The following is a 26,984-nucleotide window of genomic DNA, read 5'->3' as shown; positions in this document are numbered from 1 at the left end:
CCTGCCTCGGCCCCGCAGGCTCAACCCCGCAGGCTCAACCCCGCAGACTCAGCCCCGAGGACTGATGGCGCTGCAGACGCGCAGCAGGTCGATGTGCAGGCGGGAGGTGAGAAGTGGTGCGTACAACGGCGTACGGCCCGCTCGGCCGACCACCGTCCGGAGGCGCACCATGTTTCCCTACCTGTTCACTAGGATTCCCTCCCCTGGAGTGTCGATCCGCCGTCGTACGACGTCAAGGGGGCGTCCACGCCTGGGACTCCGGGCGGGTGACGAGGGCGGTGCGGGGGACTCCTCAGGGAGTGCAACATGTGACATAGTACTGATGTGGCGAAGCGACTGACCTGCGATGTCGTGGTCGTCGGAGCCGGAATGGTGGGCGCGGCCTGTGCGCTGTACGCCGCGCGGACCGGCCTCGACGTGACGGTGGTGGACCGCGGCCCGGTGGCCGGCGGCACCACCGGTGCCGGCGAGGGCAACCTGCTGGTCTCAGACAAGGAGCCGGGCCCCGAGCTGGAACTCGCCCTGCTGTCGGCCCGCTTGTGGGCCGAGCTGGCCGGGGAACTGGGGGCGTCGGTCGAGTACGAGCCCAAGGGCGGTGTGGTGGTCGCCTCGACGCCCGGGGCACTCGGTGCGCTGGCGGACTTCGCCGCGGGCCAGCGCGCCGCCGGTGTCACGGCCGAGCCCGTGGACCCGGCCGGACTCCACGCTCTTGAACCTCACTTGGCGCCCGGCATGGCGGGTGGCGTCCACTATCCGCAGGACGCACAGGTCATGCCCGCGCTGGCCGCCGCCCACCTGATCCGCGCCTCCGGCGCCCGCCTGCTCACCGGGTGGACCGTGACCGGGGTGCTGCGCGCGGCGGGCGGGTCGGTGCTCGGCGTCCGTACCGACCAGGGCGACATCCACGCCCCGGCGGTGGTGAACGCGGCCGGGACCTGGGGCGGCGATCTCGCCGCACTGGCGGGCGTGCACCTGCCGGTTCTCCCCCGCCGCGGCTTCGTCCTGGTCACCGAGCCGCTGCCGCGCATGGTCCGGCACAAGGTGTACGCAGCGGACTACGTGGCGGACGTGGCGAGCGACTCGGCCGCGCTCAGGACCTCGCCGGTCGTCGAGGGCACGGCCGCCGGTCCGGTCCTGATCGGCGCCACCCGTGAACGGGTGGGATTCGACCGCTCGTTGTCCCTTCCGGCGGTACGGGCGCTGGCGGCCGGTGCGATCGGACTGTTCCCCTTCCTGGAGCGGGTGTGCGCCCTGCGGACGTACGCGGGATTCCGGCCCTACCTGCCCGACCACCTCCCGGCGATCGGCCCCGACGCCCGGCTGCCCGGCCTGTACCACGCCTGCGGCCACGAGGGCGCGGGCATCGGACTGGCCACCGGCACCGGGCAGTCGATCGCCCGGGCACTGACCGGGAAGACGCCGCACCTGGATCTCGCGCCCTTCCGTCCGGAGCGGTTCGAGGCGGCCGCCACCCCTGGAACGAACGGAGACGACACCCCATGAATCCGAGGGAGTTGGCCCGCGCCCGGCCGGGCGCCCCGTTCAGCGTCACCTTCGACGGCAGGCCCCTCGAGGCGCTGCCCGGCCAGACGGTCGCGGCCGCGCTGTGGGCGGCCGGTGTGACCGCCTGGCGCAGCACGCGTGAAGCGGGCCGGCCGCGCGGGGTGTTCTGCGGGATCGGGGTGTGCTTCGACTGCCTTGTGACCGTCAACGGCCTGGCGAACAGGCGGGCTTGCCTGCTCCCGGTACGGCCGGGTGATGTGATCCGCACACAGGAGGGGACGGGCCCGGACGATGACTGAGCGACCGCATCTCGCCGTCGTCGGGGCGGGCCCCGCGGGGCTGGCCGGAGCGCTGGCCGCGGCCGCGCGCGGCGTGCGCGTGACCCTCCTGGACGCGGCCGAACAGGCGGGCGGGCAGTTCTACCGGCAGCCCGCAGCCGCACTCGGCGCCCGCCGCCCCCAGGCCCTGCACCACCAGTGGCGCACCTGGGAACGACTGCGGGACGGACTCGACCGGCAGATTGCCGCCGGTCGGATCACACACCTGACGGATCACCATGTCTGGTGCGTGGAGGGCGAGTCCGGGGACTTCGCGGTGCACGCGCTGCGCGGTCCCGCGCAGGAGGAGGGTGTCACCGTCCGCGCGGACGCCGTCCTGCTCGCCACCGGCGGCTACGAGCGGGTGCTGCCCTTCCCGGGGTGGACGCTCCCCGGAGTCGTCACCGCGGGCGGCGCGCAGGCCATGCTCAAGGGCGGCCTCGTGCTGCCGGGCCGTACGGCCGTGGTCGCCGGGACCGGGCCGCTGCTGCTGCCCGTGGCCACGGGGCTCGCGGCGGCGGGCGCCCGCGTGGCCGCGCTGGTCGAGTCCGCCGACCCGAAGGCCCTGCTGCGGCGGGCCCCGGCACTCGTCGCGCAGCCCGGCAAGCTCGCCGAAGGCGCCTGGTACGGCGGCCGGTTGGTACGGCACGGTGTCCGTACCCTGCCCCGGCACACCGTCGTGGAGGCGCACGGCACCGACCGGCTGGAGGCGGTCGGCATCGGTGCGCTCGACCGGGACGGACGGCTCAGGCCGGGCAGCGTCCGCCGCATCCCCTGCGACACCCTCGCGGTGGGGCACGGCATGCTGCCGCACACCGACCTCGCCGAGACCCTGGGCTGCACGCTGTCCGGTACGGACGTCCGGGTCGACGACGAGCAGCGCACCGACGTACCGGGCGTCTGGGCGGCCGGAGAGACCACCGGGATCGGCGGCGCCGCCCTCTCGCTCGCCGAGGGACACATCGCCGGCCGCTCCGCCGCCGCCCGGCTGCACGGCACCACGCCCGATCCGCGCCGTTGGGCCGCGGCCGCTCGCGCCCGCACTCGGCTGCGGGAATTCTTCGCGGTGCTCGACACGGTGTACGCCCCGCCCGCCGACTGGGCCGGCCGGATCACCGACGACACGGTGGTGTGCCGCTGCGAGGAGGTCACCGCCGGGCAGGTCCGTACGGCCGTGGGCACGCTCGGAGCCGGGGACCTGCGCACCGTGAAGCTGCTCACCCGGGCCGGGATGGGCTGGTGCCAGGGCCGGATGTGCGGGCCCGCAGTGGCCGGGCTGACCGGATGCCCGCTCGCGCCGGGGCGCCGGCCGTTCGCCCGGCCGGTGCCGCTCGGGGTGCTGGCGAACCTGCCCGAGCGCGAGACCGACTGACCGGCGCACCGACTGACCGGTGCCGGAGGCATGCACACACCTACGAAGCTCAGTAATATGTCACACTCTATTGGATTGGGGACCACTCATGACCCTTCCGGAGAACCGCCCCTGGCGCGGTGTCCTCGTCGCCACCGCGCTCCCGCTGTGCGCCGACCTCTCGGTGGACCACGACCGGTATGCCGAGCACTGCGCCTGGCTGGTGGAGAACGGCTGCGACGGCGTCGTACCGAACGGCTCCCTCGGTGAGTACCAGGTGCTCACACCCGAGGAGCGCGCCCGGGTGGTGGAGACGGCCGTGGCCGCGATCGGCGGCGAGCGGGTGATGCCGGGCGTCGCGGCGTACGGCGCCGCCGAGGCGCGGCGCTGGGCCGAACAGGCGGCCGAGGCCGGCTGCGCGTCCGTGATGCTGCTGCCGCCCAACGCCTACCGCGCCGACGACCGGTCCGTGCTCGCCCACTACGCGGAGGTCGCGAGGGCGGGCGTCCCGGTGGTGGCGTACAACAACCCGATCGACACCAAGGTCGACCTCGTGCCCGAACTCCTCGCCCGGCTGCACGGCGAGGGCCACATCCACGGCGTCAAGGAGTTCTCCGGCGATGTCCGCCGCGCCTACCGGATCGCCGAACTCGCCCCCGAACTCGACCTGTTGATCGGCGCCGACGACGTCCTGCTGGAGCTGGCGGTGGCCGGAGCCAAGGGCTGGGTGGCCGGTTACCCCAACGCACTGCCCCGGGCCTCGGTCGAGCTGTACCGCGCCGCCGTGGCCGGGGACCTCACCACCGCGCTCCCCCTGTACCGGCAGCTGCACCCGCTGCTGCGCTGGGACTCCCGGGTGGAGTTCGTACAGGCCATCAAGCTGTCCATGGACGTGGTCGGCCGCTACGGCGGCCCGGTGCGCCCGCCCCGCGTCCCGCTGCTTCCCGAGCAGGAGGCAGCGGTCCGCGCGGCCACGGAGAAGGCGGCGGCCTCGGGGCTCGCGTGACCGACGGCAGGAAGGAAGGATCGCGAACCGACCACGGGAAGGAAACCGGAGATGCGCAGCAAGCTCGTCCTGCACGCCGTCGACTCGCACACCGAGGGCATGCCGACCCGGGTGATCACCGGCGGGATCGGCACCGTACCCGGTGCGACGATGAACGAGCGGCGGCTGTACTTCCGTGAACACCGGGACCCCGTCAAGCAGTTGCTGATGAACGAGCCGCGCGGGCACTCGGCGATGAGCGGCGCGATCCTGCAGCCGCCGAGCCGCCCCGACTGCGACTGGGGCGTGATCTACATCGAGGTCTCGGGCTATCTGCCGATGTGCGGGCACGGCACGATCGGCGTGGCGACGGTGCTGGTCGAGACGGGCATGGTGGAGGTCGTGGAGCCGGTGACGACCATCCGTCTGGACACCCCGGCGGGAGTCGTGGTCGCCGAGGTCGCGGTGGAGAACGGCGCGGCCACCGCCGTCACCCTCCGCAACGTGCCGTCCTTCAGCGCCGGGCTGGACCGCAAGGCGGTGCTCGCCGACGGGCGGACGGTGACGTACGACCTCGCCTACGGCGGCAACTTCTACGCCATCCTGCCGCTGGAGGAGTTCGGCCTGCCCTTCGAGCGGGCCCGCAAGGACGACATCCTCGCCGCCGGGCTTGCGCTGATGGAGGCGATCAACGGCGAGGAGGAGCCGGTCCACCCGGAGGACCCGTCCATCCGCGGCTGCCACCACGTCCACCTGTACGCGCCCGGCGCCACCGCCCGCCACTCCCGGCACGCGATGGCCATCCACCCCGGCTGGTTCGACCGCTCGCCCTGCGGCACGGGGACGAGCGCGCGCATGGCACAACTGCACGCGCGGGGCGAACTCCCGTTGCACACCGAGTTCGTGAACGAGTCCTTCATCGGCACCCGGTTCACCGGCCGGCTGCTGGGCACGACCGAGGTCGCCGGCATCCCCGCCGTCCTGCCGAGCTTCACCGGGCGGGCCTGGATCACCGGCACGGCCCAGTACCTGCTCGACCCGACCGACCCGTTCCCGGAGGGGTTCGTCCTCTAGCCACCGACTAGAATTCGATGATGCGTGACATGGCACAGAAACCGCAGGACGCGGACGCACCCGTACTCCCCCGGCTGGGCGGCCGGCGGAGCAGTTTCCGCGAGCGGGTCGCCGACGCGCTGCGGGCCGCGCTGATCGCGGGCGAACTCCGGCCGGGCGAGGTCTACTCGGCGCCGTCGCTCGCGGCCCGCTTCGGCGTGTCCGCGACGCCGGTGCGGGAGGCGATGCTCGACCTGGCCAAGGAGGGCCTGGTCGACACGGTGCCCAACAAGGGCTTCCGGGTCACCGCGGTCTCCGACCGGCAACTGGACGAGTACACGCAGATCCGCGCCCTGATCGAGATCCCCACCGTGGTGGACCTGGCCCGCACGGCCGACGGGGTCTCCCTGGAGGCGCTGCGCCCGGCGGCCCGGGAGATCGTCGCCGCCGCCGCGGCCGGCGACCTGATCGCCTACGTCGAGGCCGACACCCGCTTCCACCTCGGCCTCCTCGCCCTGGCCGGCAACACCCACCTGGTCGAGGTCGTCGCCGACCTGCGTAAGCGCTCCCGCCTCTACGGCCTCACCGCCCTGGTCGAGGCGGGCCGCCTGCTCGCCTCGGCCGAGGAGCACCTGGAACTCCTGGACGCCCTGCTGGAGCGCGACGAGAAGGCCGTACTGGAGGTCATGACCCGGCATCTGGGGCATGTGCGCAGCTTGTGGGCGGCGCGGGACTAGGACTTGTCCGGGCAGTCCTGCGACCGCCTGTTGCACGCCCGTTCGGGCGATGCGGTGCCTGAGGCGGGCGTGCCCCGATCCCGGTGCCCCGGTGTGCGGTGATGCTGGGTCGCGTCCGTCGAGCGCATGACCGCCAGGAGGGCGACAGCCGTGTCCCAGGACGAGGAATCTCTGCCGGCCATCGCCGGTCCCCCGCAGTTCGCCGTCCGGGCGAGGACCAAGCCCGGCGGCGATGTGTGGTTCACCATCGGCCAGGGGTGGGAGTTCCGCGCCGATGACGGTGTCGCGTACCGGCTCCGGTTCACGATGACGCCGGTGAACTGGGACGGGGAGCTGGCCCTGATGCCGATTCCGGATCGGGCGGAGGGAAGCCGGTGAGCGCTCAGGAGGCGACACGGACGAAGACCCCCACGACACTCGAGGACGTCGACGGGGTCCTGGACTTCCTCTGGCTCGAGCTGACGAACCGCTGCAATCTGCGGTGCGTCCACTGCTACACGGACTCGCATCCGCTCAGCGGCGACCGGGACGTGCTGACCACCGAGGACTACGGATCGGTACTGGACCAGGCCTACGAACTGGGCTGCCGCCGGATCCAGCTGATCGGCGGCGAGCCCCAGCTGCACCCGGACTTCGACGAGCTGCTGCGCCGTGGCGTGGACACGGGTTTCGACTTCGTGGAGGTGTTCACCAACCTCACCCGGCTGGACGAGGAGACGCTCACGTTCTCGGCGGAGAACGCCGTGCACTTCGCGACCTCGGTCTACTCCGACGACCCCGCTGTGCACGATGCCGTCACCACCGTGCGCGGCAGTCACCGGCGTACCGTTGCCAACCTCCGCCGGCTCGTCGAGAAGGGGGTGCCGACGCGGGTGGGCGTCATCGCGGTCAAGGGTGACACCGAGGCCGCGGAACGCACCCGGCGGTTCCTGCTCGACCTCGGGGTGGACGGCTCAGTACGGACCTCGGAGGTACGGGAGTTCGGCCGGGGGCAGGACCTGCTCGGACAGAGTGCGAGCCTGTCGGGCCTGTGCGGGCACTGCTGGAACGGCAACCTCGCCGTCGCGCCGGACGGCAAGGTCTTCCCGTGCGTGATGTCCCGCGACTGGGCTGTCGGTGACGTCCTCGAGCAGACGCTGGAGGAGATCCTGCGCGGGGACGAGCTCGCGCAGATCCGCCGCGAGATCCACGACACGGTCTGGCAGAAGGAGGCCGACAGCGCACGGTGTCCGCAGTCCTGCCAGCCCGACATCTCCTGTCCGTGCGAACCGCTGCTGTGCACCCAGTCGTGCGATCCCCTGCCGACGATCGCCCGAGCGAAGCAGACGGGACCCCGCTGACCACTCCATGTCCGAAAACCGTCGGAGGCGGTCTGCTCTGTAAGAGCAAACCGCCTCCGACCTGCGACTTCACGTCGGGACGACAGGATTTGAACCTGCGACCCCTTGACCCCCAGTCAAGTGCGCTACCAAGCTGCGCCACGTCCCGATGCGAGTTCACACGGGGCTTTCCGCGTGATCACGCAGGTCAACCCTACCGCACGCGCGCGGGTGCCGGTGTCGTCCCCGCCGCGACGGGCTCCGCCGTTCGGGCGGCGCGACGGACCGGGACCAGGAGGGCGGCGCCGGTCGCGGCCAGGCAGAGGAGGGCGAGCAGGGTCCAGCCGTGGGTGTAGCCGGAGGCCTGGGGCAGGCCGGAGGGCTGCAGGTGGGCGGTGACCAGGACACTGGTGAGGGCCGCGCCGATGGAGCCGCCGATGGTACGGATGTTGGCGTTCATGCCGGTGGCCGCGCCCGTCTGCTCGGGCGGGACACTGCCCACGATCAGGTTGGCCATCGAGGCGTAGGCGAGTCCGATGCCGAGGCCGAACAGGCCCGCGACGACGGCGATCTGCCACTGCGCGTCGTGCCAGAGGGTCAGGAAGCCACAGGCCAGTGCGCCGAGCGCGGCGCCCGCGGTGAGCAACGCCTTGGCTCCGACACGGGGTTCGAGCCGCCCGGACAGGACGCCCGACAGGAACATCGCGACGAGCATCGGCAGCATGAGCAGGCCGGACTTGGTCACGCTCGCTCCGAAGCCGTAGCCGGCCGCGGTCGGTGTCTGGACGAAGCCCGGCAGGAAGGACCAGATCGCATACATGCCCGCGCCGAACAGCAGGGCGGCCGCGTTGGTCGTCCACACCGCGGGCAGGCGCATCACACGCAGGTCGATGAGGGGGGTGCGGGAGCGGGCCTCGGTGGTCAGCCACAGGGCGAACAGCAGGACGGCGGCGGTGAGAAGGCCGAGCACCTTCGGCGAACCCCAACCCCACTGCCCGGCCTGGCTGAGCGGGAGCAGGAGCGCCACCAGCCAGGCGGAGAGCAGCACGGCTCCGAGCCAACTGACCTTCCCCTGGCCCTTTTCGGGCGACTCGGGGATGTAGCGCAGGGCGATCAGAACGGTCGCGGCGACGATGGCCACCGGGATCCAGAACAGCCAGCGGTAGTCGAGGGCGGAGACGATGGGCCCGGCGGCCACCATGCCGACACCGCCGCCCGCGGCGATCACGGCGGACAGGTTGCTGATGCTGCCGCTCACCCGGGACGCGGCGAACTCGTCACGGATGATGCCGAAGGAGAGCGGGAAGAGGGCGCCGCCCACGCCCTGGACGACCCGGGCGACGATCAGCACGCCGATGTTCGGGGCGAGCGCGGCGACGAGACAGCCGGCGAGGACGGCCAGCAGGACCGCGACGAGGGTGCGTTTCTTGCCGACGAGGTCGCCGACGCGGCCGAGGATGGGGGTGAACACCGAGGCGGACAGCAGGTACGCCGTCATCACCCAGGTCGCTGTGGACTGCGAGGTGTGCAGCGCGTGCTGGACGGTCGGCAGGGCCGGCGCGATCAGCGACTGCAGCATGGCGAACACGCCGGCACCGGTCGCCAGGACCGCGAAGGTGAGACGGGTGGACTTGCGGGGCATGGAGAAGCCTCTCCGGATTCGGGACGCGGAGGGTGGACGTCTTGGGGGACGGGCGGTGCGTGACACGCAGGGCCCGTACGAACGAGGTGCGGGAGGCCGGCGCCGGGACGCGTCCGTCCACGGCGAAGCCGCCCCCGCACTGCTAAAGTGGAGGTACCCCTCCACTGTAACGGAGGCCCACCTCCGGTTCAACCGATTCCCTTCCGGGAGGCAGCAGTGACGGCCACGCCGTTCCCCGTCAGCGAGATCGTCGCGACCCGCCGGCCGCACCGAAAGGACGCCGCCCGCAACTACGACGCGCTGCTCGCAGCCGCCCGCGAGGCGTTCGCCGAACACGGCGCGGAGGCCTCCCTGGAGGACATCGCCCGCCGCGCCGGTGTCGGCATCGGCACCCTGTACCGGAACTTCCCCACCCGCCGCGACCTCTTCGAGACCGTCTACGCGGACGAGGTGAACGCCCTGTGCCGGGCGGCCGTCGAGCTGGCGGACCGGGAACCGTGGGACGCCCTGACGGCCTGGCTGGACCGGTTCGCGGGCTACATGGTCACCAAACGCGCGGTCCGCGAGGCCCTGGACGACGAGTCCGACATCTTCATGGCCTGCCGCGAGTCGATGTACTCGGCCGGCGGTCCGCTGCTGGAGCGCGCCCAGAAGGCGGGCGTGGCCCGCGCGGACATGGACTTCGGCGACCTGCTGCGGATGGTCGCCGGCATCACGGCGACGGCGTTCGAGAACGAGGCCCAGCGCGACCGGGTGCTCGCGATCGCCCTGGACGGAGTGCGCACCGGCCGCTGAGGTCAGCCGGTCAGCGAGTGGTCGGGGGCGAGGTACGCCGCGATGCGCTCGGTGATCGTCTGGGCCGTGTTGCCCTCGGGCGCCTTCTTCCCGACGGTCGTCGACACGGCGATGGCCAGCCGCTGAGCCGGCAGGTAGGCCTGCACGGCCGCGAACCCGGCGAACGACGGATTCTGCAGGACCCAGCCGTTCTTGACGCCGACGCCCACCCCGAAGTGGAAGTCCTCGGTCTGCTTGAAGCACACGGTCGCGGGGCAGCTCGTGGTCGGCGCGCCCAGGCCGACGGTGCCGGGGTTCAGCTGCACCTGGTAGGAGCTGTGGGAGAGCAGTTGTCCCGAGCCGATGCCCTGGGCGGAACGGGCCAGGTCACAGATGTCCGTGGTCTGGACGGCGCCGGGCGCGGTGGTCCAGGACGGGTCCCAGTAGGTGGCGTCCTCGTAGGGGCCGCGTTCGTCGTCGTAGGCGTGCAGTACGGGCGCCGGGATCTCGGGCGTGAAGCCGTTGCCGGTCTCGCTGAGCCCGAGGGGGTCCATGACGCGTTGCCGCAGCAGCGTGTCCAGCGGGGTTCCGGTGATCTTCTCCAGGGCGCGGCCGAGCAACACGAAGTTGGCGTGCGAGTAGCTCCAGCCGGTGCCGGGGTCGTACCAGAGAGGATGGCCGAGGGAGAAGGCGACCAGCTCCTGCGGCGTCCAGTGCTGGAACGGGTCCGCGTAGAGCTGCTTCACGAAGGCCGGGTCGGTGACGTAGTCGTGCAGTCCCGAGGTCGAGTCGCCGAGCATCCGCAGGGTGATCCGATCCCCGTGCGGCAGGTCCGGCAGCCAGCGGGAGACCGGGTCGTCCAGGCCGACCCGGTGCTCGTCGACGAGCTGGAGCAGCACCGTGCCCATGAAGGCGATGGCGACCGAGCCCGACCGGAAGTGCATCGCCGGGGTGGCCGGCACGCCGTTCATCGAGTTGCCGTCCGCGAAGGTGGCCACCTCCCGCCCGTCCTGCGTGACCCGGACCAGGGCGGCCTTCAGATCGAGGTCGCCGCGCGCCTTGCGCACGATGCCGAGGATCTGGCCGGCCGTGCCTGCGGTCTTGCCCTCGGTGGCGACGCAGCCGTTGTCCCGGGGTGGGACGGCAGCCGCGGCCGTCGTCGTCTGCAGCGTCACGGCGAGCAGCGCGGCGGCGCACAGGGCCGCGGTACGGGACCGGCGCGGGGGTGAGCGCCGCACGCCCCGGGAGGCCTCCGCGTCCCGTGCCGCGTCGCAAGCCGTACGGCCCACCGCGCCCAGCATGTCTACAGAGTGCCCCCGTCACGTACGGCCCGCAGCACGACGGGTTCAGGCGCGGTCCAGTACGAGGTCGAAGCGGGCGTGCCGGAAGGGGTTCGGTACGCCGAACTCGCGGGCCAGGCAGGGGTCGTCGGTCGGGGTGAAGTCCTTGACCAGGCTGTCCTTCACGGCGAACACCGCGTCCGAGTCGAGGTGGGCGCCGCCCGCCACGAAGATGTGGGTGGTGACCGGGGCGTGGCCGTCGGCCTCCGCGATGAAGTGGATGTGGGCGGGCCGGCAGGGATGGCGGCCGCAGGCCCCCAGCAGGGTGCCCACGGGTCCGTCGGTGGGGATCGGATACGGGCCGGGCAGACAGGTGCGGAACCAGAAGGCGCCCTCGGTGTCGGCGGTGAACAGTCCGCGTCCGTTGCCCGGGGGTTGGGCGTCCGGGCGCTGCACGTCGTAGAAGCCGTGCGGGTCGGCCTGCCAGACGTCCACGACCGCGCCGGGCAGCAGGGTGCCGTCGACGGCGCGGACCCGGCCGCTGACCACGCAGGGTTCGCCGTCGCCCACCAGGTCGATGCTGTCGCCGAGTTCACGGGCCGGGGACTTTGTGAGGTGGAAGGGGCCGAGGACCGTCGACTCGGTGGTGCCGGGCGCGCTGTGGCCGTGCACCGTCTCGACCAGCATGGACAGGCCGAGGACGTCCGACAGGAGGATGAACTCCTGCCGGGTGTCCGTGCAGGCCTGCCCCGTGGCCGTGAGGAAGCCGACGGCCCGTTCCCACTCGGCCTGTGTCAGCCGGGTCTCGCGGGCGAAGGCGTGCAGGTGCCGGACGAGGGCGGTGAGCAGGTCGCGCAGCCGGGGGTCGGCGGTGGCGGACAGACTGTCGACGGCCTGGCGGGTCACGGCGTCGACAGCCGCTTCGGATGCGGATTTCGCGCTCACAGCGTCTTCGGTCGCGGCCGGCTCGGCCGGCGCGGCCAGGGCGTCTTCGGTGGTCATACCGAATCCATGCCCAGCGGCACACCGCTCTCCTACTTGATGACCGCGTTGGCCACCACCACGACCACCCCGAGCACCGCGTCCACCAGGCCGATCCCGACGGCGGCCGGCCAACTGCGCCTCCCTCCGCGGGCGGTGAACAGGCCGAGGGCGAAGAGGATCACGATGTTCAGGGCGAACACCGGGTACTCGACGCCGTTCGGGGGCCACCAGCCCCAGCCCGCGCCCGCGAGCAGGAACACCGTCGGCACGACCGCCATGACCAGCGGCCACTCGTCGACGAGGGTGCGCAGCACGTCCCAGCGGCGGTGCGGGGCGCGCTCGGCGATGTAGTGGGCGTAGCCGTGGGCCAGTGCGGAGGCGCATGCGGTGACCAGCAGCCAGAGGGCGTCGTAGCGGCGGCCGGCGGCGGAGCTGTGGCCGTACTGGGTGAGCGCGGCGACCATCGAGCTGGCCAGGACCGCGCCGTAGACCCCGCCGAACAGGACGGCCTCGCGCGTGCCGTGCTGCCGGTGCGGCTCGGCGGCGGCCGCCGTGGAGTCAGCCATGCACCCCACCATCACCCGCGCCCCGGGCCGCCGCCAGTTCGCACGCCCGGCCCGAGCGGCCCGACGAAGTGTCCTCCCACCAGGCCCGATGCCGCACACACTGTCGACGGCCGGACGACGCCGGCGCTGGTTAGGGTCACCCCATGACGCACAGCTTCGCGCTCCACATCCCCGACGCCGACCTCGAACCCGAGCCCCTCGACCCGGAGCAGATCGTCTCCGGGAACCCGGAGGTGACGGGGAAGGTGGTCTGGGAGTCGGCGGACGGCCGGCAGATCCGCGGGATCTGGCAGATCACCCCGGGCGTGGTCACCGACACCGAGGCGGACGAGCTGTTCGTGGTGATCAGCGGGTCGGCGACGATCGAGTTCGAGGACGGGCCGACGCTGCGGGTGGGTCCCGGGGACCTGGCGGTGCTGCGCGCCGGCGACCGCACGACATGGACCGTGCACGAGACGCTGCGCAAGGCGTACGCGATCAATCTGTGAGGCGGGGCGGCGGCGCCGTCGTGCCCCGGATCTCCAGGGTCGGTGCGGCCAGGTGCAGCCGCCCCTCGTCCGACGGCCGCTCGAAGCGGTCCAGGAGGCAGCGGGCGGCGCGCCGGCCGACCTCGTGCGGGGCGGTGTCGACGGTGGTGAGCCAGACGTGCCGCAGCCGGGCGATGCTGGTGTTGTCGTACCCGGCCACCGACAGGTCGCGCGGGACGGTGAGGCCCAGCTCCCCGGCCGCCGAGAGCGCGCCGACCGAGGCCATGTCGTTGACGGCGAAGACCGCCGTGGGCCGGTCGGCGCGGCTGAGCAGCCGTACCGTGCCCCGGTAGCCGCCCTCCTCGGTCAGATCGCCGGGTTCGACCAGCGGTTCGGCGCCCTGCGCCCGCATGGCCGCCTCGAAGCCGCGCCGCCGCAGCTCGCCGACGGCGCCGTGGCCCCCGAGATGGGCGATCCGGCGGTGGCCGAGGCCGAGCAGGTGCTCGGTGGCCAGCCGGGCCCCGAGTTCGTCGTCCCCGGCGACGACGTCCACGCCCGGCGGCTGCGGCTCGCGGGCGCCCGCCACGACCACCGGCATCCGCCGGGCCAGCGCGCCGAGTCCGCCCGCGTCCGGGACCGTACCGACCACCACCAGGCCGTCGGCGCCCAGGTCCAGGAAGGGTTCGGCCAGGTCGTGGCCCATGCGCCGGTTCAGCCGGGCGTCGGCGAGCAGCATGTGCAGGCCGGCCGCGTGCAGCAGGGAGTTCAGGCCGTCGAGCAGGTCGACGAACCAGGGGTTGCGCAGGTCGTCGAGGAGGACGCCGACGGTTCGGGTGCGCTGCTCGCTCAGGCTGCGCGCGGCGGCGTTGGGACGGTAGCCCAGCTCGCCGACGGCCTTGAGCACGGCGTCCCGTTTCTCCGCGCGTACCTGGCCGGAGCCGCGCAGCACCAGTGAGACCAGCGACTTCGACACCCCTGCTCGTTCGGCCACATCGCGGATCGTCGGCGGTCTCATGGGATGGACCGTTCCATGTGGCTGGCCGGGCTGTCAAAGGGTTGACATGGATCCGTTTTCCCTTGCCGAAGGGTTGACGCATGCGCCATGTCCGTACAAAGGTGGCCCGGACAGGATGTGGACCGGTCCAAAAAGGGGCTGTCATGGTGGATGCGCTCGGTGTCGCCGTCGTCGGGTTCGGCTGGATGGGGCGGGTGCACACCCAGGCCTACGCCCGTGTCCGGCACCACTATCCGCAGCTCGCCGTGCGGCCCGAGCTGGTGGCGGTGGCCGAGGAGGTGCCGGGCCGGGCCGAGGAGGCCGCCGAACGGTTCGGGTTCGCCTCCGCCACCCGCGACTGGCGTGAGGTGGCCGCCGATCCGCGGGTCCGGGCCGTCAGCGTCACCGCGCCCAACTTCCTGCACCGGGAGATCGGGGTGGCGATGGCCGAGGCGGGCAAGCACCTGTGGATCGAGAAGCCGGTCGGTCTGACCGGCGAGGACGCCCGCGCGGTGGCCGACGCGGTCGCCGAGGCCGGGGTCCGGGGCACGGTCGGCTTCAACTACCGCAATGCGCCCGCCGTGGAAGCCGCCCGCGACCTGATCGCCTCCGGCGGGATCGGCACCGTCACCCATGTCCGCATCCGTCTGTTCAGCGACTACGCGGCCCATCCCGACGGCGCTCTGACCTGGCGGTACGAGCGCGAGCGCGGCGGCAGCGGGGTGCTCGGCGACCTGGCTTCGCACGGCGCCGACCTGGCCCGCTTCCTGCTCGGCGACATCGCGTCCCTGACCGCCGACACGGCGGTCTTCGTCCCGGAGCGGGCCCGCCCCACCGGCGCGACGGCCGGTCACGCGCTGGCCTCCGGCGGCGAGCCGGGCCCGGTCGAGAACGAGGACTACGTCAGCTGCCTGCTGCGCTTCGCCTCCGGCGCCCGCGGCGTCCTGGAGGCCTGCCGGGTCTCGGTCGGCGAGCAGAACAACTACGGCTTCGAGGTGCACGGCACCCGGGGCGCGGTGTCCTGGGACTTCCGCCGGATGAACGAGCTGGCGGTCAGCCGCGGTACGGCGTACCAGGACCAGCCGGTGAGCACGGTGTACGTCGGCCCGGGCGACGGCGAGTTCGCCGCGTTCCAGCCGGGCGCCGGCAACGCGATGGGCTACGACGACCTGAAGGTGATCGAGGCGTACCGCTTCCTGCGCTCGATCGCCGAGGGCAGGGCGTACGGCGCCACCCTGGCCGACGCGGTGCACAGCGCGGCCGTGCTCGACGCGATGGCGGTGTCGGCCGAGACCGGGGCGTGGGTCAGCCTGTCTGCGTCGTAGGCATGTTGTAGGGCGTGACCACCTGGATCGCGGACGGCAGGGTGGGTCCCGCCGGGGGCAGGGCGCCGTGGGCGCGCATGACGAGGTGGCAGGCCTCGCGCATGTCCTGGCGCAGGTCGTGGTGGAGCACGGCGGACAGCCGGTGCTCGCGCAGCAGCCGGGTGTTGTCGTGGTCGAGGTCGTGCGCGACGAACACGGCGCACTCGCGGCCCAGCTCCCCGAAGGCCCGCAGTGTCGCGATGTTGCCGCCGCCGATCGAGTAGACGGCCCGGATCTCCGGGTCGCGCTCCAGAGCGGCCCGGACCAGGTCGTACTGTGTGGCGTCCAGGCCCTGCCCCTCGGTCAGCTCCACGAGCACGCGATCGGGGTGCCGGACGCGCATGGCGCTGCGGAAGCCCATCTCGCGCTCCTCCTCGTTGCGGAAGAAGCCGCTGCTCAGGCTGGTGAGGACGTTGCCGGGGCGGTCGCCGAGCCACTGGCCCATGAGGTAGGCCGCGGTGGCACCGGCCGCGCGGTTGTCGATGCCCACGTAGGCGAGCCGGCCGCTCGCGGGCAGGTCGGTCACCAGGGTGACGACCGGTATGCCGGCCGCGGTCAGCCGGCCGACGGCCGCCGTGACCTCGGGGACGTCCGGGGCCTTGAGGATCACGCCCTGGGAGCCGCGCCGGGCGATCCGGTCCAGGATCGTGACCAGCTCCCCCACCGGGGCGGTCTCCCGGAAGTGGAAGCGCGAGCGCAGCACGGCCGGGTGCAGGGAGGGCAGTTCGGCCTCCAGGGCGGCCCGTACGGCCGTGGTGAACCGATCGGGCGCCTGGATCACGATGTCGGCCATGAAGGTGCGGCCGACGAGCCGGACCTGGGTGCGCTGCCGGTCCAGGTCGGCGATGGCCCGGTGCACCTCCTGAGCGGTGCTGGCCCGCACCCCTCCCCGGCCGTTGAGCACGCGGTCCACGGTGGCCTCGCTGAGGCCGGCCTGACGGGCAATCTCACGGATCGGGAAGGGGTGGCCCACGGTTCGGCTCCTTGAAGGGTTTTTGATGGATTGCTGCCGGTTGTTCGAGGGGTTTGTACTGACAAGAATGACAGCACGACGTCGCCCCGGGAACGAAAGAAGGACGACGATGTCCCTCACCGCCGCACAGGGCCGTGCCTGGCTCTCCGAGCAGGACTGCGACCTCGGCTCCTTCCGCGCCCTGCTCGCGCGGACCACCGATCGCGCGGAGTACCCGTACGCCGCGTCGGTGGAGAGCGACGTGCTCGTCTACGACAGCGGACGGCTCCGCGCCGGTGACCGCCGGGAGGTGCAGGCCGAGCTGGTCCGGGCGCTCACCGACGGGCCCGGCGTCGTGGTCCTCGAGGGCGCCTTCCCCGACCCGGCGGTCGTCGACCGGGCGACGGCGGTGTTCGACGCCCTGATCGCCGAGCAGCGGGCCTCCGGCGCGGGCGCCGGGGATCATTTCGCCAGGCCGGGCGCCAACGACCGGGTGTGGAACGCCCTGGAGAAGGCGGCGCTGTACGACCCGGAGACGTTCGCCGACTACTACGCCAACGACCTCGTGGCCCTGGTCTCGGAGGCCTGGCTCGGCCCCGGCTACCAGGTCACCTCGCAGATCAACGTGGTCAACCCGGGCGGCGCCGCCCAGACCGCGCACCGGGACTACCATCTCGGCTTCCTGACCGGCGAGGCCGCCGCCGCCTTCCCCGCGCACGTCCACCGTCTCTCCCCCGCGCTCACGCTGCAGGGCGCGGTCGCGCACTGCGACATGCCGGTCGAGTCGGGGCCGACGCTGTACCTGCCGTACTCGCAGCGGTACGAACCCGGCTACCTGGCCTGGCGACTCCCGGAGTTCCAGGCCCATTTCGACGCGCACCACGTCCAGCTTCCCCTCGCCAAGGGCGACGCGGCCTTCTTCAACCCGGCGCTCTTCCACGCCGCCGGCCCGAACCGTTCGGCGGACGTCCGGCGCATGGCCAACCTGCTCCAGGTGTCCTCGGCGTTCGGGCGGGCGATGGAGACGGTGGACCGGGAGGCCGTGGCCAACGCGGTCTTCCCGGTGCTGCTGAAACGCAAGGCGGAAGGCGCGGGTCAGGAGTGGCTCGACCACGTGATCGCCGCGAGCGCCGAGGGCTATCCGTTCCCCACCGACCTCGACGACGATCCGCCGGTCGGCGGTCTGGCGCCGCCCTCGCAGGCGGACGTGGTACGGCGGGCGGTGCGCGAGGAATGGACTCCCCGGGCCCTGCGGGACGAGCTGCGGGCCGGCGCCGAGCGGCGCAAGAGCTGAAAGAGCAAGGAACTCATGGGACTTCTCGACGACAAGGTCGTCCTCGTCAACGGCGGCAGCCAGGGCGTCGGCGCCGCGATCGCGCGGGCCGCCGTGCGGGAGGGTGCCACGGTGGCCGTGACCGGGCGCCGCCCCGAACCGGGCGAGGCCCTGGTGGCCGAACTGTCCGCGGCCGGCGGCAGGGCGATGTACGTCCAGGCCGACCTGTCGGACGCCGACCAGGCCAAGGCCTCGGTGGCCGAGGTGGCCGACGCCTACGGCCGGATCGACTGCCTGGTCAACTCTGCGGGCCTGACCTCACGCGGGACCCTGCTGGACACGACGCCCGAGCTGTTCGACGCGCACATCGCGGTCAACCTCAAGGGGCCGTTCTTCGCGATGCAGGCGGCGGTGGCCGACATGGTGGCGCGCAAGGCGGCCGGCACGATCGTCAACATCATCACCTCGTCGGCGCACGGCGGGCAGCCGTTCCTCGCACCGTACGTCGCCGCCAAGGCCGGCCTGGCGGGCCTGACCCGCAACGCCGCGCACGCCCATCGCTGGGACCGGATCCGGATCAACGGCCTGAACATCGGCTGGACCGCGACGGAGGGCGAGGACGCCACCCAGCGCGCCTTCCACGACGCGGGCGACGACTGGCAGGAGCAGGCCGCCGCCCGGCTGCCGATGGGCAGGCTCGGCCGGCCGGACGAGATCGCCGACTTCGTGGTCCTGCTGCTGTCCGACCGGTCCGGGGTGGTCACCGGTTCGGTGATCGACTGGGACCAGAACGTGCTCGGCGCCCTCGACTAGCTCTCTCCTCCAGCACCCTCGCACCTTAGGAGCCGCACCCTCATGCGCATCGGAATCCTCGGCCTCGGCCGCATCGGCGCGTTCCACGCCGAGACCCTCTCCGGGCTCGACGCCGTCGAGTCCCTCGTCGTCACCGACCCGTTCGCGGACGCGGCCAAGGCCGCGGCCGAGCGGTTCGGGGCCGAGGTCGCCGACTCGCCCGAGGCGCTGCTGGCCGCCGGCGTCGACGGCATCGTGGTGGCCGCCGCGACCGACGCCCACCCGGCGCTGATCCGGGCGGGTGTCGAGGCGGGCGTCCCCGTCTTCTGCGAGAAGCCGGTCGCCCGCACGATGGCGCAGGGCGTCGAGGTCCTCAAGGCCGTGCAAGGCACCGACGTGCCGATCCAGATCGGCTACAACCGCCGCTTCGACACCGGTTTCGCCGCCGCACGGGCCGCGGTGCAGGCAGGCGAGCTGGGCAAGCTGCACACGGTCCGCTCGACGACCCTGGACCCGGCGCCGCCGCCGGCCGCCTACATCGCCGCCTCCGGGGGCATCTTCCGCGACTGCTCCGTCCACGACTTCGACATCATCCGCTGGGTGACCGGCCGCGAGGTCACCGAGGTGTACGCGGTGGGCGGCAACCGGGGCGCCGACTTCATCAAGGAGGCGGGCGACGCCGACACCACCGGCGCGATCCTCACCCTGGACGACGGCACGATCGCGGTGGTCTCCAACTCCCGCCACAACGCCCGCGGTTACGACGTCCGCATGGAACTCCACGGCTTCGCGGACTCGATCGCGGTCGGCCTGGACGACAAGCTCCCGCTCCGCTCGGTCGAGCCCGGGGTGTCCTTCCCGGCGGGCACCCCGCACGACTTCTTCATGGACCGCTTCACCGAGGCCTACCGCGCCGAACTCACCGCGTTCACCGAGGTCGTGGCCGGCACCCGCCCCTCCCCCTGCACCGTCGAGGACGCCCTGGAGGCGGGCTGGATCGCCGATGCCTGCACCCTGTCCCTGCGCGAGCACCGGCCGGTGACGATCGCGGAGGTGCGGGGGGCCTGACGGCGGACCTCCGTCGGCCCGGACACCGGCCCGTCCGTGCCCGAGGCCCACTCGGGCACGGACCTGTGAGATCTGGATCACATCCCGTGAGTGAATGTCACACTCCGGGCGCCCGGGGCGCTCTCAGTTCGGAAAGCATCCGAGACGAGAGGCCCCGCGATGTCCGACACCGCGACACAGGTGTTCCACGACCACCGTGAACTGCTGTTCTCCATCGTCTACAACATGCTCGGCAGCGTCGCCGACACCGAGGACGTGCTGCAGGAGACCTGGCTGTCGTGGACGGCCAGGATGCAGGCGGCGAACGCGGAGCCGATCGACAGCCCGCGCGCCTACCTGGTGCGGATCGCCGTGAACCGGGCCCTCGCCCACCAGGCCACGGTCAGCCGCCGCCGCGAGACGTACGTCGGGCCGTGGCTGCCCGAGCCGGTCATCGGCCCCCTCGCCGACACTCCCGCCCCGGACGATGCCGTCGACACGGCGATGCGGGCCGAGTCGGTGTCGATGGCGCTGCTGGTGGTCCTGGAAACCCTCACTCCGCTGGAGCGCGGGGTCTTCGTCCTGCACGAGGTGTTCGGCTACGCCCACACCGAGATCGCGGACATCCTCGGCCGCAGCCCCTCGGCGATCCGCCAGCTCGCCCATCGTGCCCGGGAGCACGTCCACGCGCGACGCCCCCGCTACGAGCCCGACCCGCGCGTCCGCAGGCAGGTGACCGAACGGTTCCTGGCCGCCGCCCTCGGCGGTGACCTGGACGCCCTCCTGCGGCTCCTGGCGCCGGAGGTGACCCTGTGGGGCGACGCCGGAGGCAAGGGCAGGGCGCCTGCGGGCCTGCGTCCGCTGCACGGCCGGGACAAGGTCGCCCGGCTGCTCGCCGCTGCCGCCCCCCACTCCGGCAAGGGCCTCGACATCGCCTACCGCAGCGTCAACGGCGCCCCGGCGGCGGTGCTGTTCGCCGGTGACACCCTGTACGCCGTCCTCGTCCTCGATCTCACTCCGGACGGCGACCAGGTGTGCGGGATCTATGTCGTCGCCAATCCCGACAAGCTCGCTCACGTCGACTGAACGCCGAGGAATCCACATGGTGCGCAAACTGGCGTCCCTGCCCAGTGGCAGGGTGGCGAAATGGGTCGTCCTGGTCCTCTGGACACTCCTGCTGGTCCCGGCCCTCCTGCTGGCCGGCAAGCTCGGTGACGTCGAGGAGAACGACAACTCGGCCTGGCTGCCCGGCAACGCGGAGTCGACCAGGATCGTCGACCGGGCCGAGAAGTTCCGGCTCGCCGACACCCTGCCCGCGATCGTGGTCTACGACCGGCCCGGGGGTGTCACCCCTGCCGACATGGCCAAGGCACGAGCCGACGCGGAGGCCTTCAAGGGCATCCGCAACGTGGTGGGGCAGCCGCAGGGCCCGGTGCGGGCCCAGGACGGCAGGGCCATCCAGACCGTGGTCCAGGTACGCAGGGACAGGACCGGCTGGGAGGGAATCGGCAAGGCCGTCGACGCGCTGAGCGGGGTCGGCGAGGCGAACGCGGGCGGTCTCGGGTTCCATGTCACCGGACCTGCCGGGTACGCATCGGACTCGATCAAGGCGTTCAGCGAGGGCGGTGGTCTGACGACGATCACCGCGGCCGTGGTGGTCGTGATCCTGCTGCTCACCTATCGCAGCCCGGTGCTGCCCGTGCTGCCGCTGCTGACCGTGGGCGCCGCCCTGGTCACGTCGGAGGCGGTGATCTACCTGCTGGCGAAGAACGCCGGCCTCACCGTCAACAAGCAGACCGGTTTCATCCTGACGGTGCTGGTGTTCGGCGCCGCCACCGACTACGCGCTCCTGCTCGTCTCGCGCTACCGGGAGGAGTTGCGGCGGCACGAGGACCGGCACGAGGCGATGGCGGAGGCCCTGCACCGCTCCGGTCCCGCGATCGTCGCCAGCGCCGCGACCGTCGCGGTCAGCCTGACGCTGCTGATGCTGGCCACCCTCAACTCCACCAAGGGGCTCGGCCCTGCCTGCGCCGTCGGCGTCCTGGTCGGGCTGCTCGCCATGGTCACCCTGCTGCCGGCCCTGCTGGTCGTCTGCGGCCGCTGGATCTTCTGGCCGGTGCGGCCGTCGTACGGATCGGCCGGTGCGAGCGGCGAGGGCGTCTGGACCCGGGTCGGCACCGCCGTCTCGGGCCGCCCGCGGTTCGTGTGGATCGGCACCGCGCTCGTTCTCGGGGCCATGGCGACGGGGCTGTTCGGGCTCAGGGCGGACGGGCTCTCCAACACGGACCAGTTCACCGGCAGGCCGCAGACGGCCGTCGGCGAGGAGATCCAGTCCCGCCACTTCCCGGCAGGGTCGGGCGACCCGGTCTACGTCGTGACGAGGGCCGCCTCGGCGCAGCGGGTGCGGGCCGCACTGTCCGCCGTACCGGGAGTCGCGGGTGTGTCGGCACCGAGGGTCGTGGCCGGTGAGGCCATCCTGCTCGGGGAACTCGAGGACGACCCCAGCAGCACGGCCGCGCTGCGCACCGTCGAGCGCGCCCGAACCGCGGTCCACCGGATCGAGGGTGCGCACGCCCAGGTCGGCGGCAACACGGCGGTCACCCTCGACACCCGCGAAGCGGCCGCCCGCGACTCCGCGGTGATCATCCCCATCGTGCTGGTGATGGTGTTCCTCATCCTCGCGCTGCTGCTGCGGGCGATCGTCGCGCCTCTGCTGCTCATGGCGACGGTGGTGCTGTCGTTCGCGGCGGCCCTCGGCGTGAGCAGTCTGATGTTCGACCACGTGTTCCACTTCGCCGGGGCGGACGCCTCCTTCCCACTGCTGACGTTCGTGTTCCTGGTCGCGCTCGGCATCGACTACAACATCTTCCTGGTCACCCGGGTGCGCGAGGAGGCGCTGCTGCACGGCACCCGGCAGGGCGCGCTGACGGGCCTGTCCGCCACCGGAGGTGTGATCACCTCGGCGGGTCTGGTGCTGGCCGGTACCTTCGCGGCGATGGCCTCGCTGCCGCTGGTGTTCGCGGCCGAGCTCGGGTTCGCGGTCGCGTTCGGTGTGCTGCTGGACACCGTGATCGTCCGCTCGGTGCTGGTCACCGCGCTGACCCTGGACGTGGGCCGCTGGATGTGGTGGCCCAGCGGGCTGTTCAGGCGCCATGACGACCCCCGGCCGCCGTCGGGCACGTCCGACCCCGAACCCGCACTCGCGGGCACCTGACGACGTACCGCGCGGGCCTTCCGGCTCCGGCCGGAAGGCCCGTCCGTATGACGCGCCGCGCCCGGAGCGGCGGCTCCGTCAGCCGCAGTACCGGATCAGCCACTCATCCGCGTTGTACGTGTCCCGCGCCGGGTCCGGCAGGGTCGCCGGCCTCGTCTCCACCGTGTCCTCCGGTCGTATCCGCTCGGGCAGCCGGCTGAAGCGGCCGGGGGTGTCGGCCGCCTCGGCGGTGTGCTGGGACGTCTCGCGCGGTTCCGTGCGGTGAGCCATGTCGTCCGTCCTCCCGTGCTCGCAGGCGTTTCCCCGTTGTCGGTCAGAACGCCCGCTGGCCACCGTTGGTTCCCGGCAGGCCCGGGGCCGAACCCCTCAGGCCCCGCACGACCTCAGGAACCTGCGCGTCCGCACCGCGATCGGCAGCGGCTTGTCCGGCTCGCACGGGTACATGTCCTGCTCGACGATCGCGAACAGATCCACGCCGAGCCGCTGCGCCGCCTCCAGGACCGGCCCCAACGCGGGCACCCCGGAGGGCGGTTCGCACATCACGCCCCGCTGCACCGCGGGCCCGAAGGGCACCTCGTTCGCCACGACCTCGGCGAGGATCTCCGGGTCGACCTGCTTGAGGTGCAGATAGCCGATGCGCTCGCCGTAGGTCTCGATCAGCTTGACGCTGTCGCCGCCGCAGTAGGCGTAGTGCCCGGTGTCCAGGCAGAGGTTGACCAGCTCGGAGTCGGTCGAGTCGAGGAACCGCTCGACGTGCTCCTCGGTGTCGATGTGCGTGTCGGCGTGCGGATGCACGACGAGTTCGAGGCCGTACGTCTCCCTCACCTCGTGGCCGAGCCGTTCCATGCCCTTGGTCAGGTGCGCCCACTGTCCGGCAGTCAGCTCCGGCGGCTCCAGGATCTCGGCGGTCTTGTCGTCCCGCCAGAAGGAGGGGATGACGACCAGGTGCCGCGCACCCATGGCCTGGGTGAGGGAGGCCACCTGGCTGACGTGGGTCCAGGTCTCCTCCCAGACGGACGGGCCGCGGTGCATGCCGGTGAAGACCGTACCGGCCGACACCTTCAGGTCCCGCCGCCCCAACTCGTCCTTGAGCCGGGCCGGGTCGGTGGGGAGGTAGCCGTACGGGCCCAGTTCGATCCAGTCGTACCCGGCCTCGGTCACCTCGTCCAGGAAGCGTTCCCAGGGGACCTGCTGCGGGTCGTCCGGGAACCACACGCCCCAGGAGTCGGGGGCGGAGCCGACCCGGATGCGGTCCAGCGGAGTCGGGTTCGCCATGTCAGGTGGTCCCTTCCGAGGGGGTCTTCACGGGTGCGGTGAGGTCCTCCTGCTCGGGGAGCTCCTCGACGTCGACGCCGCGGACCTGGGCCAGCTCGTGCTTGAGCGCGGCGAGTTCGGCACCGCCGGCCATGTGGTTGGTCAGCTCCTCGAGGCTGACCTCGCTGCGGCCGGCGCTGAGTTCGAGGGTGCCCAGGCGCAGCACGCTGAAGTGGTCGCCGACCATGTAGGCGTGGTGCGGGTTGTGGGTGATGAAGATGACGCCGAGGCCGCGGTCGCGGGCGGCGGCGATGTACTTCAGCACCACCCCGGACTGCTTGACGCCGAGGGCGGCGGTCGGCTCGTCCAGGATCAGGACGCGGGCGCCGAAGTAGACGGCCCGGGCGATGGCCACGCACTGGCGCTGGCCGCCGGAGAGCGTGCCGATGGGCTGCTCCAGGTCGTCCAGGACGATGCCCATGTTGCGCAGTTCCCGGTCGGCGGTCTTCTTCATCGTGTCGATGTCGAGCCGGCGGACGGGCCAGGGGCCCTTCGTCATCTCGGAGCCGAGGAAGAAGTTGCGCCACACCGGCATGAGGGGGACGGTGGCGAGGTCCTGGTAGACGGTGGCGATGCCCTCGGCGAGGGCATCGCGCGGGCTGCTGAAGCGCACCGGCCGGCCGTCGACGTGGAAGTCGCCCTCGGTGTGCTGGTGCAGTCCGGAGATGATCTTGATGAGAGTGGACTTGCCGGCGCCGTTGTCGCCGAGCACGCAGGTCACCTGGCTCGCGTGGACCTTGAGGTCGACGCCGTGCAGGGCGCGGATGTTGCCGTAGGACTTGCCCGCGCCGCGCAGTTCGACGATGGGGCCGTCCGTGGCGGGGGCGGTGTCCTTCAGGACGGCGCCGTGGGTTCCGGTTCCGTTGCTTGTCATCAGGTCCTACCTCCGGGTCGCCGTGCGCTGGACCCACAGATTGATCAGGACGGCGCCGAGCAGCATCACGCCGAGGAAGGCCTTGAACCAGTCGGGGTTCCAGCCCGCGAAGACGATGCCCTGGTTGACCATGCCGAACATGAACGCACCGAAGACCGGGCCGATCGCGGAGCCGGAGCCGCCGGTGAGCAGACAGCCGCCGATCACCGCCGCGGCGATGTAGATGAGCTCCTGGCCGACACCCTCACCGGACTGCACGGTGTTGAACGAGAAGAGGTTGTGCATGCCGATGAACCAGGCGCCGAAGCCGACCAGCATGAACAGGGTGATCTTGGTGAAGTTCACCGGGACACCGACGGCGCGGGCGCTCTCCTTGCTGCCGCCGACGGCGAAGATCCAGTTGCCGTACTTGGTGCGCAGCAGCACCCAGGTGGCCAGGGCCGCGAAGGCCACCCAGTAGAAGACCGTGATCTTGACCTCGGCCCCGCCGATGTCGACGGAGGAGGCGAAGATCTTCCTCGCCTGGTCGAAGCCGTCCATGTTGCTGATGTCGTCGGTGGCGACGTTGCCGGTGACCAGCTTGGTCACGGCCAGGTTGGCGCCCTGCAGGATCAGGAAGGAGCCGAGGGTGACCAGGAAGCTGGGCAGGCCGGTCTTGACCACCATCCAGCCGTTGAAGGCACCGACGGCGAGCGAGGCGAACAGCGCGACGATCACGCCCACCCACACGTTCATCGTCAGCTGGTAGCTGATCATGCTCGCCACGAGCGCGGAGCTGATCACGGCGACACCGGACGACAGGTCGAACTCGCCGCCGATCATCAGCAGGGCGACCGGGAGGGCCATGATGCCGATGGTCGAGGACTGGTAGAGGACCGTGGCCATCGAGCTGCCCTGGCGGAGCGAGGGCGCGGCGATCAGGAAGAAGACCAGGACGGCCACGGCGCCCAGGAAGACGCCCACTTCGGGGCGGGCCAGCAGCCGGATCGCCAGCGGGCGCCGGGCTGTGCGGCCGTCGGTCTGCTCGGGGCCGGACGCCGGCGGTCCCCCGACCGCCGGCTCAGCCTGCTGCGTCATGCTCATCACCGGGTACCCTTCGCGGCGAACTCGGCGATCCGGTCGACATTGGACTTGTCGACGAAGGCCGGCCCGGTCAGCACCGGCTGCTCGCCGCCACCGCTGTAGTTGCCGTTGTTCTTGTACAGCCACAGCGAGTCGACCGCGAGGTAGCCCTGCAGGTACGGCTGCTGGTCCACCGCGAACTGGATGGTGCCCTTCTGGATGGCACTGGTCAGCTGGTTGTTCAGGTCGAAGGTGGCGACCTTGGCCTTGCTGCCGGCGTCGCCCACCGACTGCACCGCGGTCAGCGCGAAGGGGGCGCCCAGCGTGACCACGTAGTCGATGGCGCTGTCCTGCTTCAGCTTGGCCGTGATCGTGGACTTCACGGACGGCATGTCGGTGCCGTTCACGTACAGCGTCTCGGTCTTGCCGGAGAACGTCTTCTTCACGCCGTCGCAGCGCTGGGTGAGGCCGACGTTGCCCTGCTCCTGGATCACACAGACGGCCTTCTTGGCGCCGACCTCGTTCAGCTTCTTGCCGAACGCCTCGCCCGCCACCGTCTCGTCCTGCCCGAAGAACTGCAGCAGACCGAGCTTCTTCCAGTCGCTGAGACCGGAGTTCAGGCCGACGACGGGGATCTTCGCCGCGCCGGCCTTGCCGACCACGGCCTTCATGGCGTCCGGCTTGGCCAGGGTGACCGCTATGCCGTCGACCTTCTGGTCGATCGCGTTCTGCACGAAGTTGGCCTGATTGCCGGCGTTCGGGTCGGCGGAGTAGATCAGCTTGATGTTGTCCTTCGCGGCGGCGGCCTCGGCGCCCTTGCGGACGATGTCCCAGAAGGTGTCGCCGGGCGACTGGTGGGTGACCAGCGCGACTGTCATGCGGGGAGTACTGGCCTTGCCCGCTGAGGCACCCGACCCTCCCTCTTCGGCCTTCTTCCCGCCCGAGCTGCTGGAACAGCCGGCGAGTGTCAGGGCTGCCGCAGCGGCCACTGCCACGACGGGGGCCAGTCTGCGGGGGCGGGAGTGAGAAGAGCGGTCCATCTGTCCTGCACCTCACTGTGCTACGGGGGAAGGGACGCTGTTGCGTTGGGACGGGATACAAGCCCCTGCAGAGCCCGCTG

The 26,984-nt window shown here is 71.9% G+C and carries 28 protein-coding genes and 1 tRNA gene; 16 read left to right on the top strand and 13 right to left on the bottom strand.

Going from position 1 to position 26,984, the window contains the following annotated elements; genetic code table 11:
- Window positions 1-48 precede the first annotated feature (48 nt).
- On the bottom strand, window positions 49-171 hold the full coding sequence (locus tag AC07DS_RS28095; protein WP_315903810.1) for a putative leader peptide: 123 nt from the start codon (window positions 169-171) through the stop codon (window positions 49-51).
- A gap of 153 nt (window positions 172-324) precedes the next feature.
- Here AC07DS_RS28095 and AC07DS_RS28090 point away from each other — a divergent pair, with 153 nt between their 5' ends.
- From AC07DS_RS28090 to AC07DS_RS28055, 8 genes are all read left to right on the top strand, one after another.
- On the top strand, window positions 325-1,503 hold the full coding sequence (locus tag AC07DS_RS28090) for an NAD(P)/FAD-dependent oxidoreductase (protein WP_479149646.1): 1,179 nt from the start codon (window positions 325-327) through the stop codon (window positions 1,501-1,503).
- Window positions 1,500-1,802 (top strand): (2Fe-2S)-binding protein, encoded by a 303-nt coding sequence (locus tag AC07DS_RS28085; protein ID WP_479149644.1) that lies wholly within the window; start codon window positions 1,500-1,502, stop codon window positions 1,800-1,802. Before AC07DS_RS28090 ends, AC07DS_RS28085 begins: the two co-directional genes overlap by 4 nt.
- On the top strand, window positions 1,795-3,192 hold the full coding sequence (locus tag AC07DS_RS28080; RefSeq protein WP_479149642.1) for an FAD/NAD(P)-dependent oxidoreductase: 1,398 nt from the start codon (window positions 1,795-1,797) through the stop codon (window positions 3,190-3,192). Before AC07DS_RS28085 ends, AC07DS_RS28080 begins: the two co-directional genes overlap by 8 nt.
- An 88-nt stretch (window positions 3,193-3,280) precedes the next feature.
- Entirely contained in the window at window positions 3,281-4,177 is an 897-nt protein-coding gene (locus tag AC07DS_RS28075) for a dihydrodipicolinate synthase family protein (protein WP_479149640.1), read from the top strand.
- Between the two features lie 51 nt (window positions 4,178-4,228).
- Entirely contained in the window at window positions 4,229-5,230 is a 1,002-nt protein-coding gene (locus AC07DS_RS28070; RefSeq protein ID WP_479149639.1) for a proline racemase family protein, read from the top strand.
- A gap of 17 nt (window positions 5,231-5,247) precedes the next feature.
- Window positions 5,248-5,946 (top strand): GntR family transcriptional regulator, encoded by a 699-nt coding sequence (locus AC07DS_RS28065; protein ID WP_479149637.1) that lies wholly within the window; start codon window positions 5,248-5,250, stop codon window positions 5,944-5,946.
- A gap of 150 nt (window positions 5,947-6,096) precedes the next feature.
- Complete coding sequence (locus AC07DS_RS28060) at window positions 6,097-6,324, top strand: hypothetical protein (RefSeq protein WP_479149635.1); 228 nt, start codon at window positions 6,097-6,099, stop codon at window positions 6,322-6,324.
- Complete coding sequence (locus AC07DS_RS28055) at window positions 6,321-7,286, top strand: radical SAM/SPASM domain-containing protein (RefSeq protein WP_479149633.1); 966 nt, start codon at window positions 6,321-6,323, stop codon at window positions 7,284-7,286. The genes AC07DS_RS28060 and AC07DS_RS28055 overlap by 4 nt, the downstream gene beginning before the upstream one ends.
- A gap of 74 nt (window positions 7,287-7,360) precedes the next feature.
- Here AC07DS_RS28055 and AC07DS_RS28050 read toward each other — a convergent pair.
- Both AC07DS_RS28050 and AC07DS_RS28045 read right to left on the bottom strand, forming a co-directional pair.
- Window positions 7,361-7,434 (bottom strand) — tRNA-Pro (locus AC07DS_RS28050).
- A gap of 45 nt (window positions 7,435-7,479) precedes the next feature.
- A complete protein-coding gene (locus tag AC07DS_RS28045; protein ID WP_479149631.1) occupies window positions 7,480-8,907 on the bottom strand; it encodes an MFS transporter in 1,428 nt (475 codons plus the stop codon).
- 216 nt (window positions 8,908-9,123) lie between these two features.
- Between AC07DS_RS28045 and AC07DS_RS28040 the strand changes: the two genes are divergently transcribed.
- Window positions 9,124-9,702 carry a TetR/AcrR family transcriptional regulator gene (locus AC07DS_RS28040; RefSeq protein ID WP_479149629.1) on the top strand — a complete coding sequence of 193 codons (579 nt, stop codon included), beginning with the start codon at window positions 9,124-9,126 and terminating at the stop codon, window positions 9,700-9,702.
- Window positions 9,703-9,704: 2 nt separating this feature from the next.
- On the opposite strand, the gene AC07DS_RS28035 is transcribed toward AC07DS_RS28040, so the two are convergent.
- The 3 genes from AC07DS_RS28035 to AC07DS_RS28025 are packed head-to-tail and all read right to left on the bottom strand — an operon-like array spanning window position 9,705 to window position 12,511.
- Entirely contained in the window at window positions 9,705-10,982 is a 1,278-nt protein-coding gene (locus AC07DS_RS28035) for a serine hydrolase domain-containing protein (protein WP_479149627.1), read from the bottom strand.
- Window positions 10,983-11,027: 45 nt separating this feature from the next.
- On the bottom strand, window positions 11,028-11,963 hold the full coding sequence (locus tag AC07DS_RS28030; RefSeq protein ID WP_479149625.1) for a dioxygenase family protein: 936 nt from the start codon (window positions 11,961-11,963) through the stop codon (window positions 11,028-11,030).
- A 32-nt stretch (window positions 11,964-11,995) separates the two neighbouring features.
- Window positions 11,996-12,511, bottom strand: coding sequence for a hypothetical protein (locus AC07DS_RS28025; RefSeq protein ID WP_479149624.1), 516 nt, complete (start codon window positions 12,509-12,511; stop codon window positions 11,996-11,998).
- Between the two features lie 143 nt (window positions 12,512-12,654).
- On the opposite strand from AC07DS_RS28025, the gene AC07DS_RS28020 reads away from it, so the two are divergent.
- Window positions 12,655-12,999, top strand: a complete 345-nt coding sequence (locus AC07DS_RS28020) for a cupin domain-containing protein (RefSeq protein ID WP_479149622.1) — start codon at window positions 12,655-12,657, stop codon at window positions 12,997-12,999.
- On the opposite strand, the gene AC07DS_RS28015 is transcribed toward AC07DS_RS28020, so the two are convergent.
- Window positions 12,989-13,993: a LacI family DNA-binding transcriptional regulator gene (locus tag AC07DS_RS28015; RefSeq protein ID WP_479149620.1), complete on the bottom strand. Its 1,005-nt coding sequence runs from the start codon at window positions 13,991-13,993 to the stop codon at window positions 12,989-12,991. The genes AC07DS_RS28020 and AC07DS_RS28015 overlap by 11 nt on opposite strands.
- A gap of 143 nt (window positions 13,994-14,136) precedes the next feature.
- Here AC07DS_RS28015 and AC07DS_RS28010 point away from each other — a divergent pair, with 143 nt between their 5' ends.
- Window positions 14,137-15,297 carry a Gfo/Idh/MocA family protein gene (locus AC07DS_RS28010; protein ID WP_479149618.1) on the top strand — a complete coding sequence of 387 codons (1,161 nt, stop codon included), beginning with the start codon at window positions 14,137-14,139 and terminating at the stop codon, window positions 15,295-15,297.
- Here AC07DS_RS28010 and AC07DS_RS28005 read toward each other — a convergent pair.
- Window positions 15,278-16,309, bottom strand: a complete 1,032-nt coding sequence (locus AC07DS_RS28005; RefSeq protein WP_479149616.1) for a LacI family DNA-binding transcriptional regulator — start codon at window positions 16,307-16,309, stop codon at window positions 15,278-15,280. The two genes, AC07DS_RS28010 and AC07DS_RS28005, sit on opposite strands and share 20 nt — an antisense overlap.
- A 109-nt stretch (window positions 16,310-16,418) precedes the next feature.
- Between AC07DS_RS28005 and AC07DS_RS28000 the strand changes: the two genes are divergently transcribed.
- The 5 genes from AC07DS_RS28000 to AC07DS_RS27980 all read left to right on the top strand — a co-directional run bounded on the left by AC07DS_RS28000 (window position 16,419) and on the right by AC07DS_RS27980 (window position 22,614).
- Complete coding sequence (locus tag AC07DS_RS28000) at window positions 16,419-17,582, top strand: phytanoyl-CoA dioxygenase family protein (RefSeq protein WP_479149614.1); 1,164 nt, start codon at window positions 16,419-16,421, stop codon at window positions 17,580-17,582.
- A gap of 15 nt (window positions 17,583-17,597) precedes the next feature.
- The gene (locus AC07DS_RS27995) at window positions 17,598-18,374 is read left to right on the top strand and encodes an SDR family oxidoreductase (RefSeq protein WP_479149612.1); all 777 of its coding nucleotides are present in this window, start codon (window positions 17,598-17,600) and stop codon (window positions 18,372-18,374) included.
- Window positions 18,375-18,416: 42 nt separating this feature from the next.
- Window positions 18,417-19,421, top strand: a complete 1,005-nt coding sequence (locus AC07DS_RS27990) for a Gfo/Idh/MocA family protein (protein ID WP_479149611.1) — start codon at window positions 18,417-18,419, stop codon at window positions 19,419-19,421.
- A gap of 159 nt (window positions 19,422-19,580) precedes the next feature.
- Window positions 19,581-20,486 carry an RNA polymerase sigma factor SigJ gene (gene sigJ, locus AC07DS_RS27985; RefSeq protein WP_479149609.1) on the top strand — a complete coding sequence of 302 codons (906 nt, stop codon included), beginning with the start codon at window positions 19,581-19,583 and terminating at the stop codon, window positions 20,484-20,486.
- Between the two features lie 16 nt (window positions 20,487-20,502).
- Complete coding sequence (locus tag AC07DS_RS27980) at window positions 20,503-22,614, top strand: MMPL family transporter (protein ID WP_479149607.1); 2,112 nt, start codon at window positions 20,503-20,505, stop codon at window positions 22,612-22,614.
- Window positions 22,615-22,692: 78 nt separating this feature from the next.
- Here AC07DS_RS27980 and AC07DS_RS27975 read toward each other — a convergent pair whose 3' ends face one another.
- The 5 genes from AC07DS_RS27975 to AC07DS_RS27955 form a co-directional block, all read right to left on the bottom strand.
- A complete protein-coding gene (locus tag AC07DS_RS27975) occupies window positions 22,693-22,884 on the bottom strand; it encodes a hypothetical protein (protein WP_479149605.1) in 192 nt (63 codons plus the stop codon).
- Window positions 22,885-22,980: 96 nt separating this feature from the next.
- Window positions 22,981-23,889 carry a sugar phosphate isomerase/epimerase family protein gene (locus AC07DS_RS27970; protein ID WP_479149604.1) on the bottom strand — a complete coding sequence of 303 codons (909 nt, stop codon included), beginning with the start codon at window positions 23,887-23,889 and terminating at the stop codon, window positions 22,981-22,983.
- 1 nt (window position 23,890) lies between these two features.
- On the bottom strand, window positions 23,891-24,802 hold the full coding sequence (locus AC07DS_RS27965; protein ID WP_479149602.1) for an ATP-binding cassette domain-containing protein: 912 nt from the start codon (window positions 24,800-24,802) through the stop codon (window positions 23,891-23,893).
- A gap of 6 nt (window positions 24,803-24,808) precedes the next feature.
- Window positions 24,809-25,885 carry an ABC transporter permease gene (locus tag AC07DS_RS27960; RefSeq protein WP_479149600.1) on the bottom strand — a complete coding sequence of 359 codons (1,077 nt, stop codon included), beginning with the start codon at window positions 25,883-25,885 and terminating at the stop codon, window positions 24,809-24,811.
- Window positions 25,885-26,904 (bottom strand): sugar ABC transporter substrate-binding protein, encoded by a 1,020-nt coding sequence (locus AC07DS_RS27955; RefSeq protein ID WP_479149598.1) that lies wholly within the window; start codon window positions 26,902-26,904, stop codon window positions 25,885-25,887. The genes AC07DS_RS27960 and AC07DS_RS27955 overlap by 1 nt, the downstream gene beginning before the upstream one ends.
- Window positions 26,905-26,984: the final 80 nt, after the last annotated feature.

This window comes from Streptomyces sp. NPDC044064, assembly GCF_056434245.1.
Note: the sequence above shows the minus strand (reverse complement) of the source record. Positions and strands in the feature narration are given on the sequence as shown.

Coding starts and splice junctions, on each gene's coding strand:
- AC07DS_RS27970 (WP_479149604.1), bottom strand. CDS start 23,889: ATGGCGAACCCGACTCCGCTGGACCGCATCCGGGTCGGCTCCGCCCCC.
- AC07DS_RS28000 (WP_479149614.1), top strand. CDS start 16,419: ATGTCCCTCACCGCCGCACAGGGCCGTGCCTGGCTCTCCGAGCAGGAC.
- AC07DS_RS27990 (WP_479149611.1), top strand. CDS start 18,417: ATGCGCATCGGAATCCTCGGCCTCGGCCGCATCGGCGCGTTCCACGCC.
- AC07DS_RS28045 (WP_479149631.1), bottom strand. CDS start 8,907: ATGCCCCGCAAGTCCACCCGTCTCACCTTCGCGGTCCTGGCGACCGGT.
- AC07DS_RS28025 (WP_479149624.1), bottom strand. CDS start 12,511: ATGGCTGACTCCACGGCGGCCGCCGCCGAGCCGCACCGGCAGCACGGC.
- AC07DS_RS27960 (WP_479149600.1), bottom strand. CDS start 25,885: ATGAGCATGACGCAGCAGGCTGAGCCGGCGGTCGGGGGACCGCCGGCG.
- AC07DS_RS27980 (WP_479149607.1), top strand. CDS start 20,503: ATGGTGCGCAAACTGGCGTCCCTGCCCAGTGGCAGGGTGGCGAAATGG.
- AC07DS_RS28065 (WP_479149637.1), top strand. CDS start 5,248: ATGATGCGTGACATGGCACAGAAACCGCAGGACGCGGACGCACCCGTA.
- AC07DS_RS28075 (WP_479149640.1), top strand. CDS start 3,281: ATGACCCTTCCGGAGAACCGCCCCTGGCGCGGTGTCCTCGTCGCCACC.
- AC07DS_RS28070 (WP_479149639.1), top strand. CDS start 4,229: ATGCGCAGCAAGCTCGTCCTGCACGCCGTCGACTCGCACACCGAGGGC.
- AC07DS_RS28080 (WP_479149642.1), top strand. CDS start 1,795: ATGACTGAGCGACCGCATCTCGCCGTCGTCGGGGCGGGCCCCGCGGGG.
- AC07DS_RS28010 (WP_479149618.1), top strand. CDS start 14,137: ATGGTGGATGCGCTCGGTGTCGCCGTCGTCGGGTTCGGCTGGATGGGG.
- AC07DS_RS28095 (WP_315903810.1), bottom strand. CDS start 171: ATGGTGCGCCTCCGGACGGTGGTCGGCCGAGCGGGCCGTACGCCGTTG.
- AC07DS_RS28020 (WP_479149622.1), top strand. CDS start 12,655: ATGACGCACAGCTTCGCGCTCCACATCCCCGACGCCGACCTCGAACCC.
- AC07DS_RS27955 (WP_479149598.1), bottom strand. CDS start 26,904: ATGGACCGCTCTTCTCACTCCCGCCCCCGCAGACTGGCCCCCGTCGTG.
- sigJ (WP_479149609.1), top strand. CDS start 19,581: ATGTCCGACACCGCGACACAGGTGTTCCACGACCACCGTGAACTGCTG.
- AC07DS_RS28035 (WP_479149627.1), bottom strand. CDS start 10,982: ATGCTGGGCGCGGTGGGCCGTACGGCTTGCGACGCGGCACGGGACGCG.
- AC07DS_RS28015 (WP_479149620.1), bottom strand. CDS start 13,993: ATGAGACCGCCGACGATCCGCGATGTGGCCGAACGAGCAGGGGTGTCG.
- AC07DS_RS27965 (WP_479149602.1), bottom strand. CDS start 24,802: ATGACAAGCAACGGAACCGGAACCCACGGCGCCGTCCTGAAGGACACC.
- AC07DS_RS27975 (WP_479149605.1), bottom strand. CDS start 22,884: ATGGCTCACCGCACGGAACCGCGCGAGACGTCCCAGCACACCGCCGAG.
- AC07DS_RS28085 (WP_479149644.1), top strand. CDS start 1,500: ATGAATCCGAGGGAGTTGGCCCGCGCCCGGCCGGGCGCCCCGTTCAGC.
- AC07DS_RS27995 (WP_479149612.1), top strand. CDS start 17,598: ATGGGACTTCTCGACGACAAGGTCGTCCTCGTCAACGGCGGCAGCCAG.
- AC07DS_RS28030 (WP_479149625.1), bottom strand. CDS start 11,963: ATGACCACCGAAGACGCCCTGGCCGCGCCGGCCGAGCCGGCCGCGACC.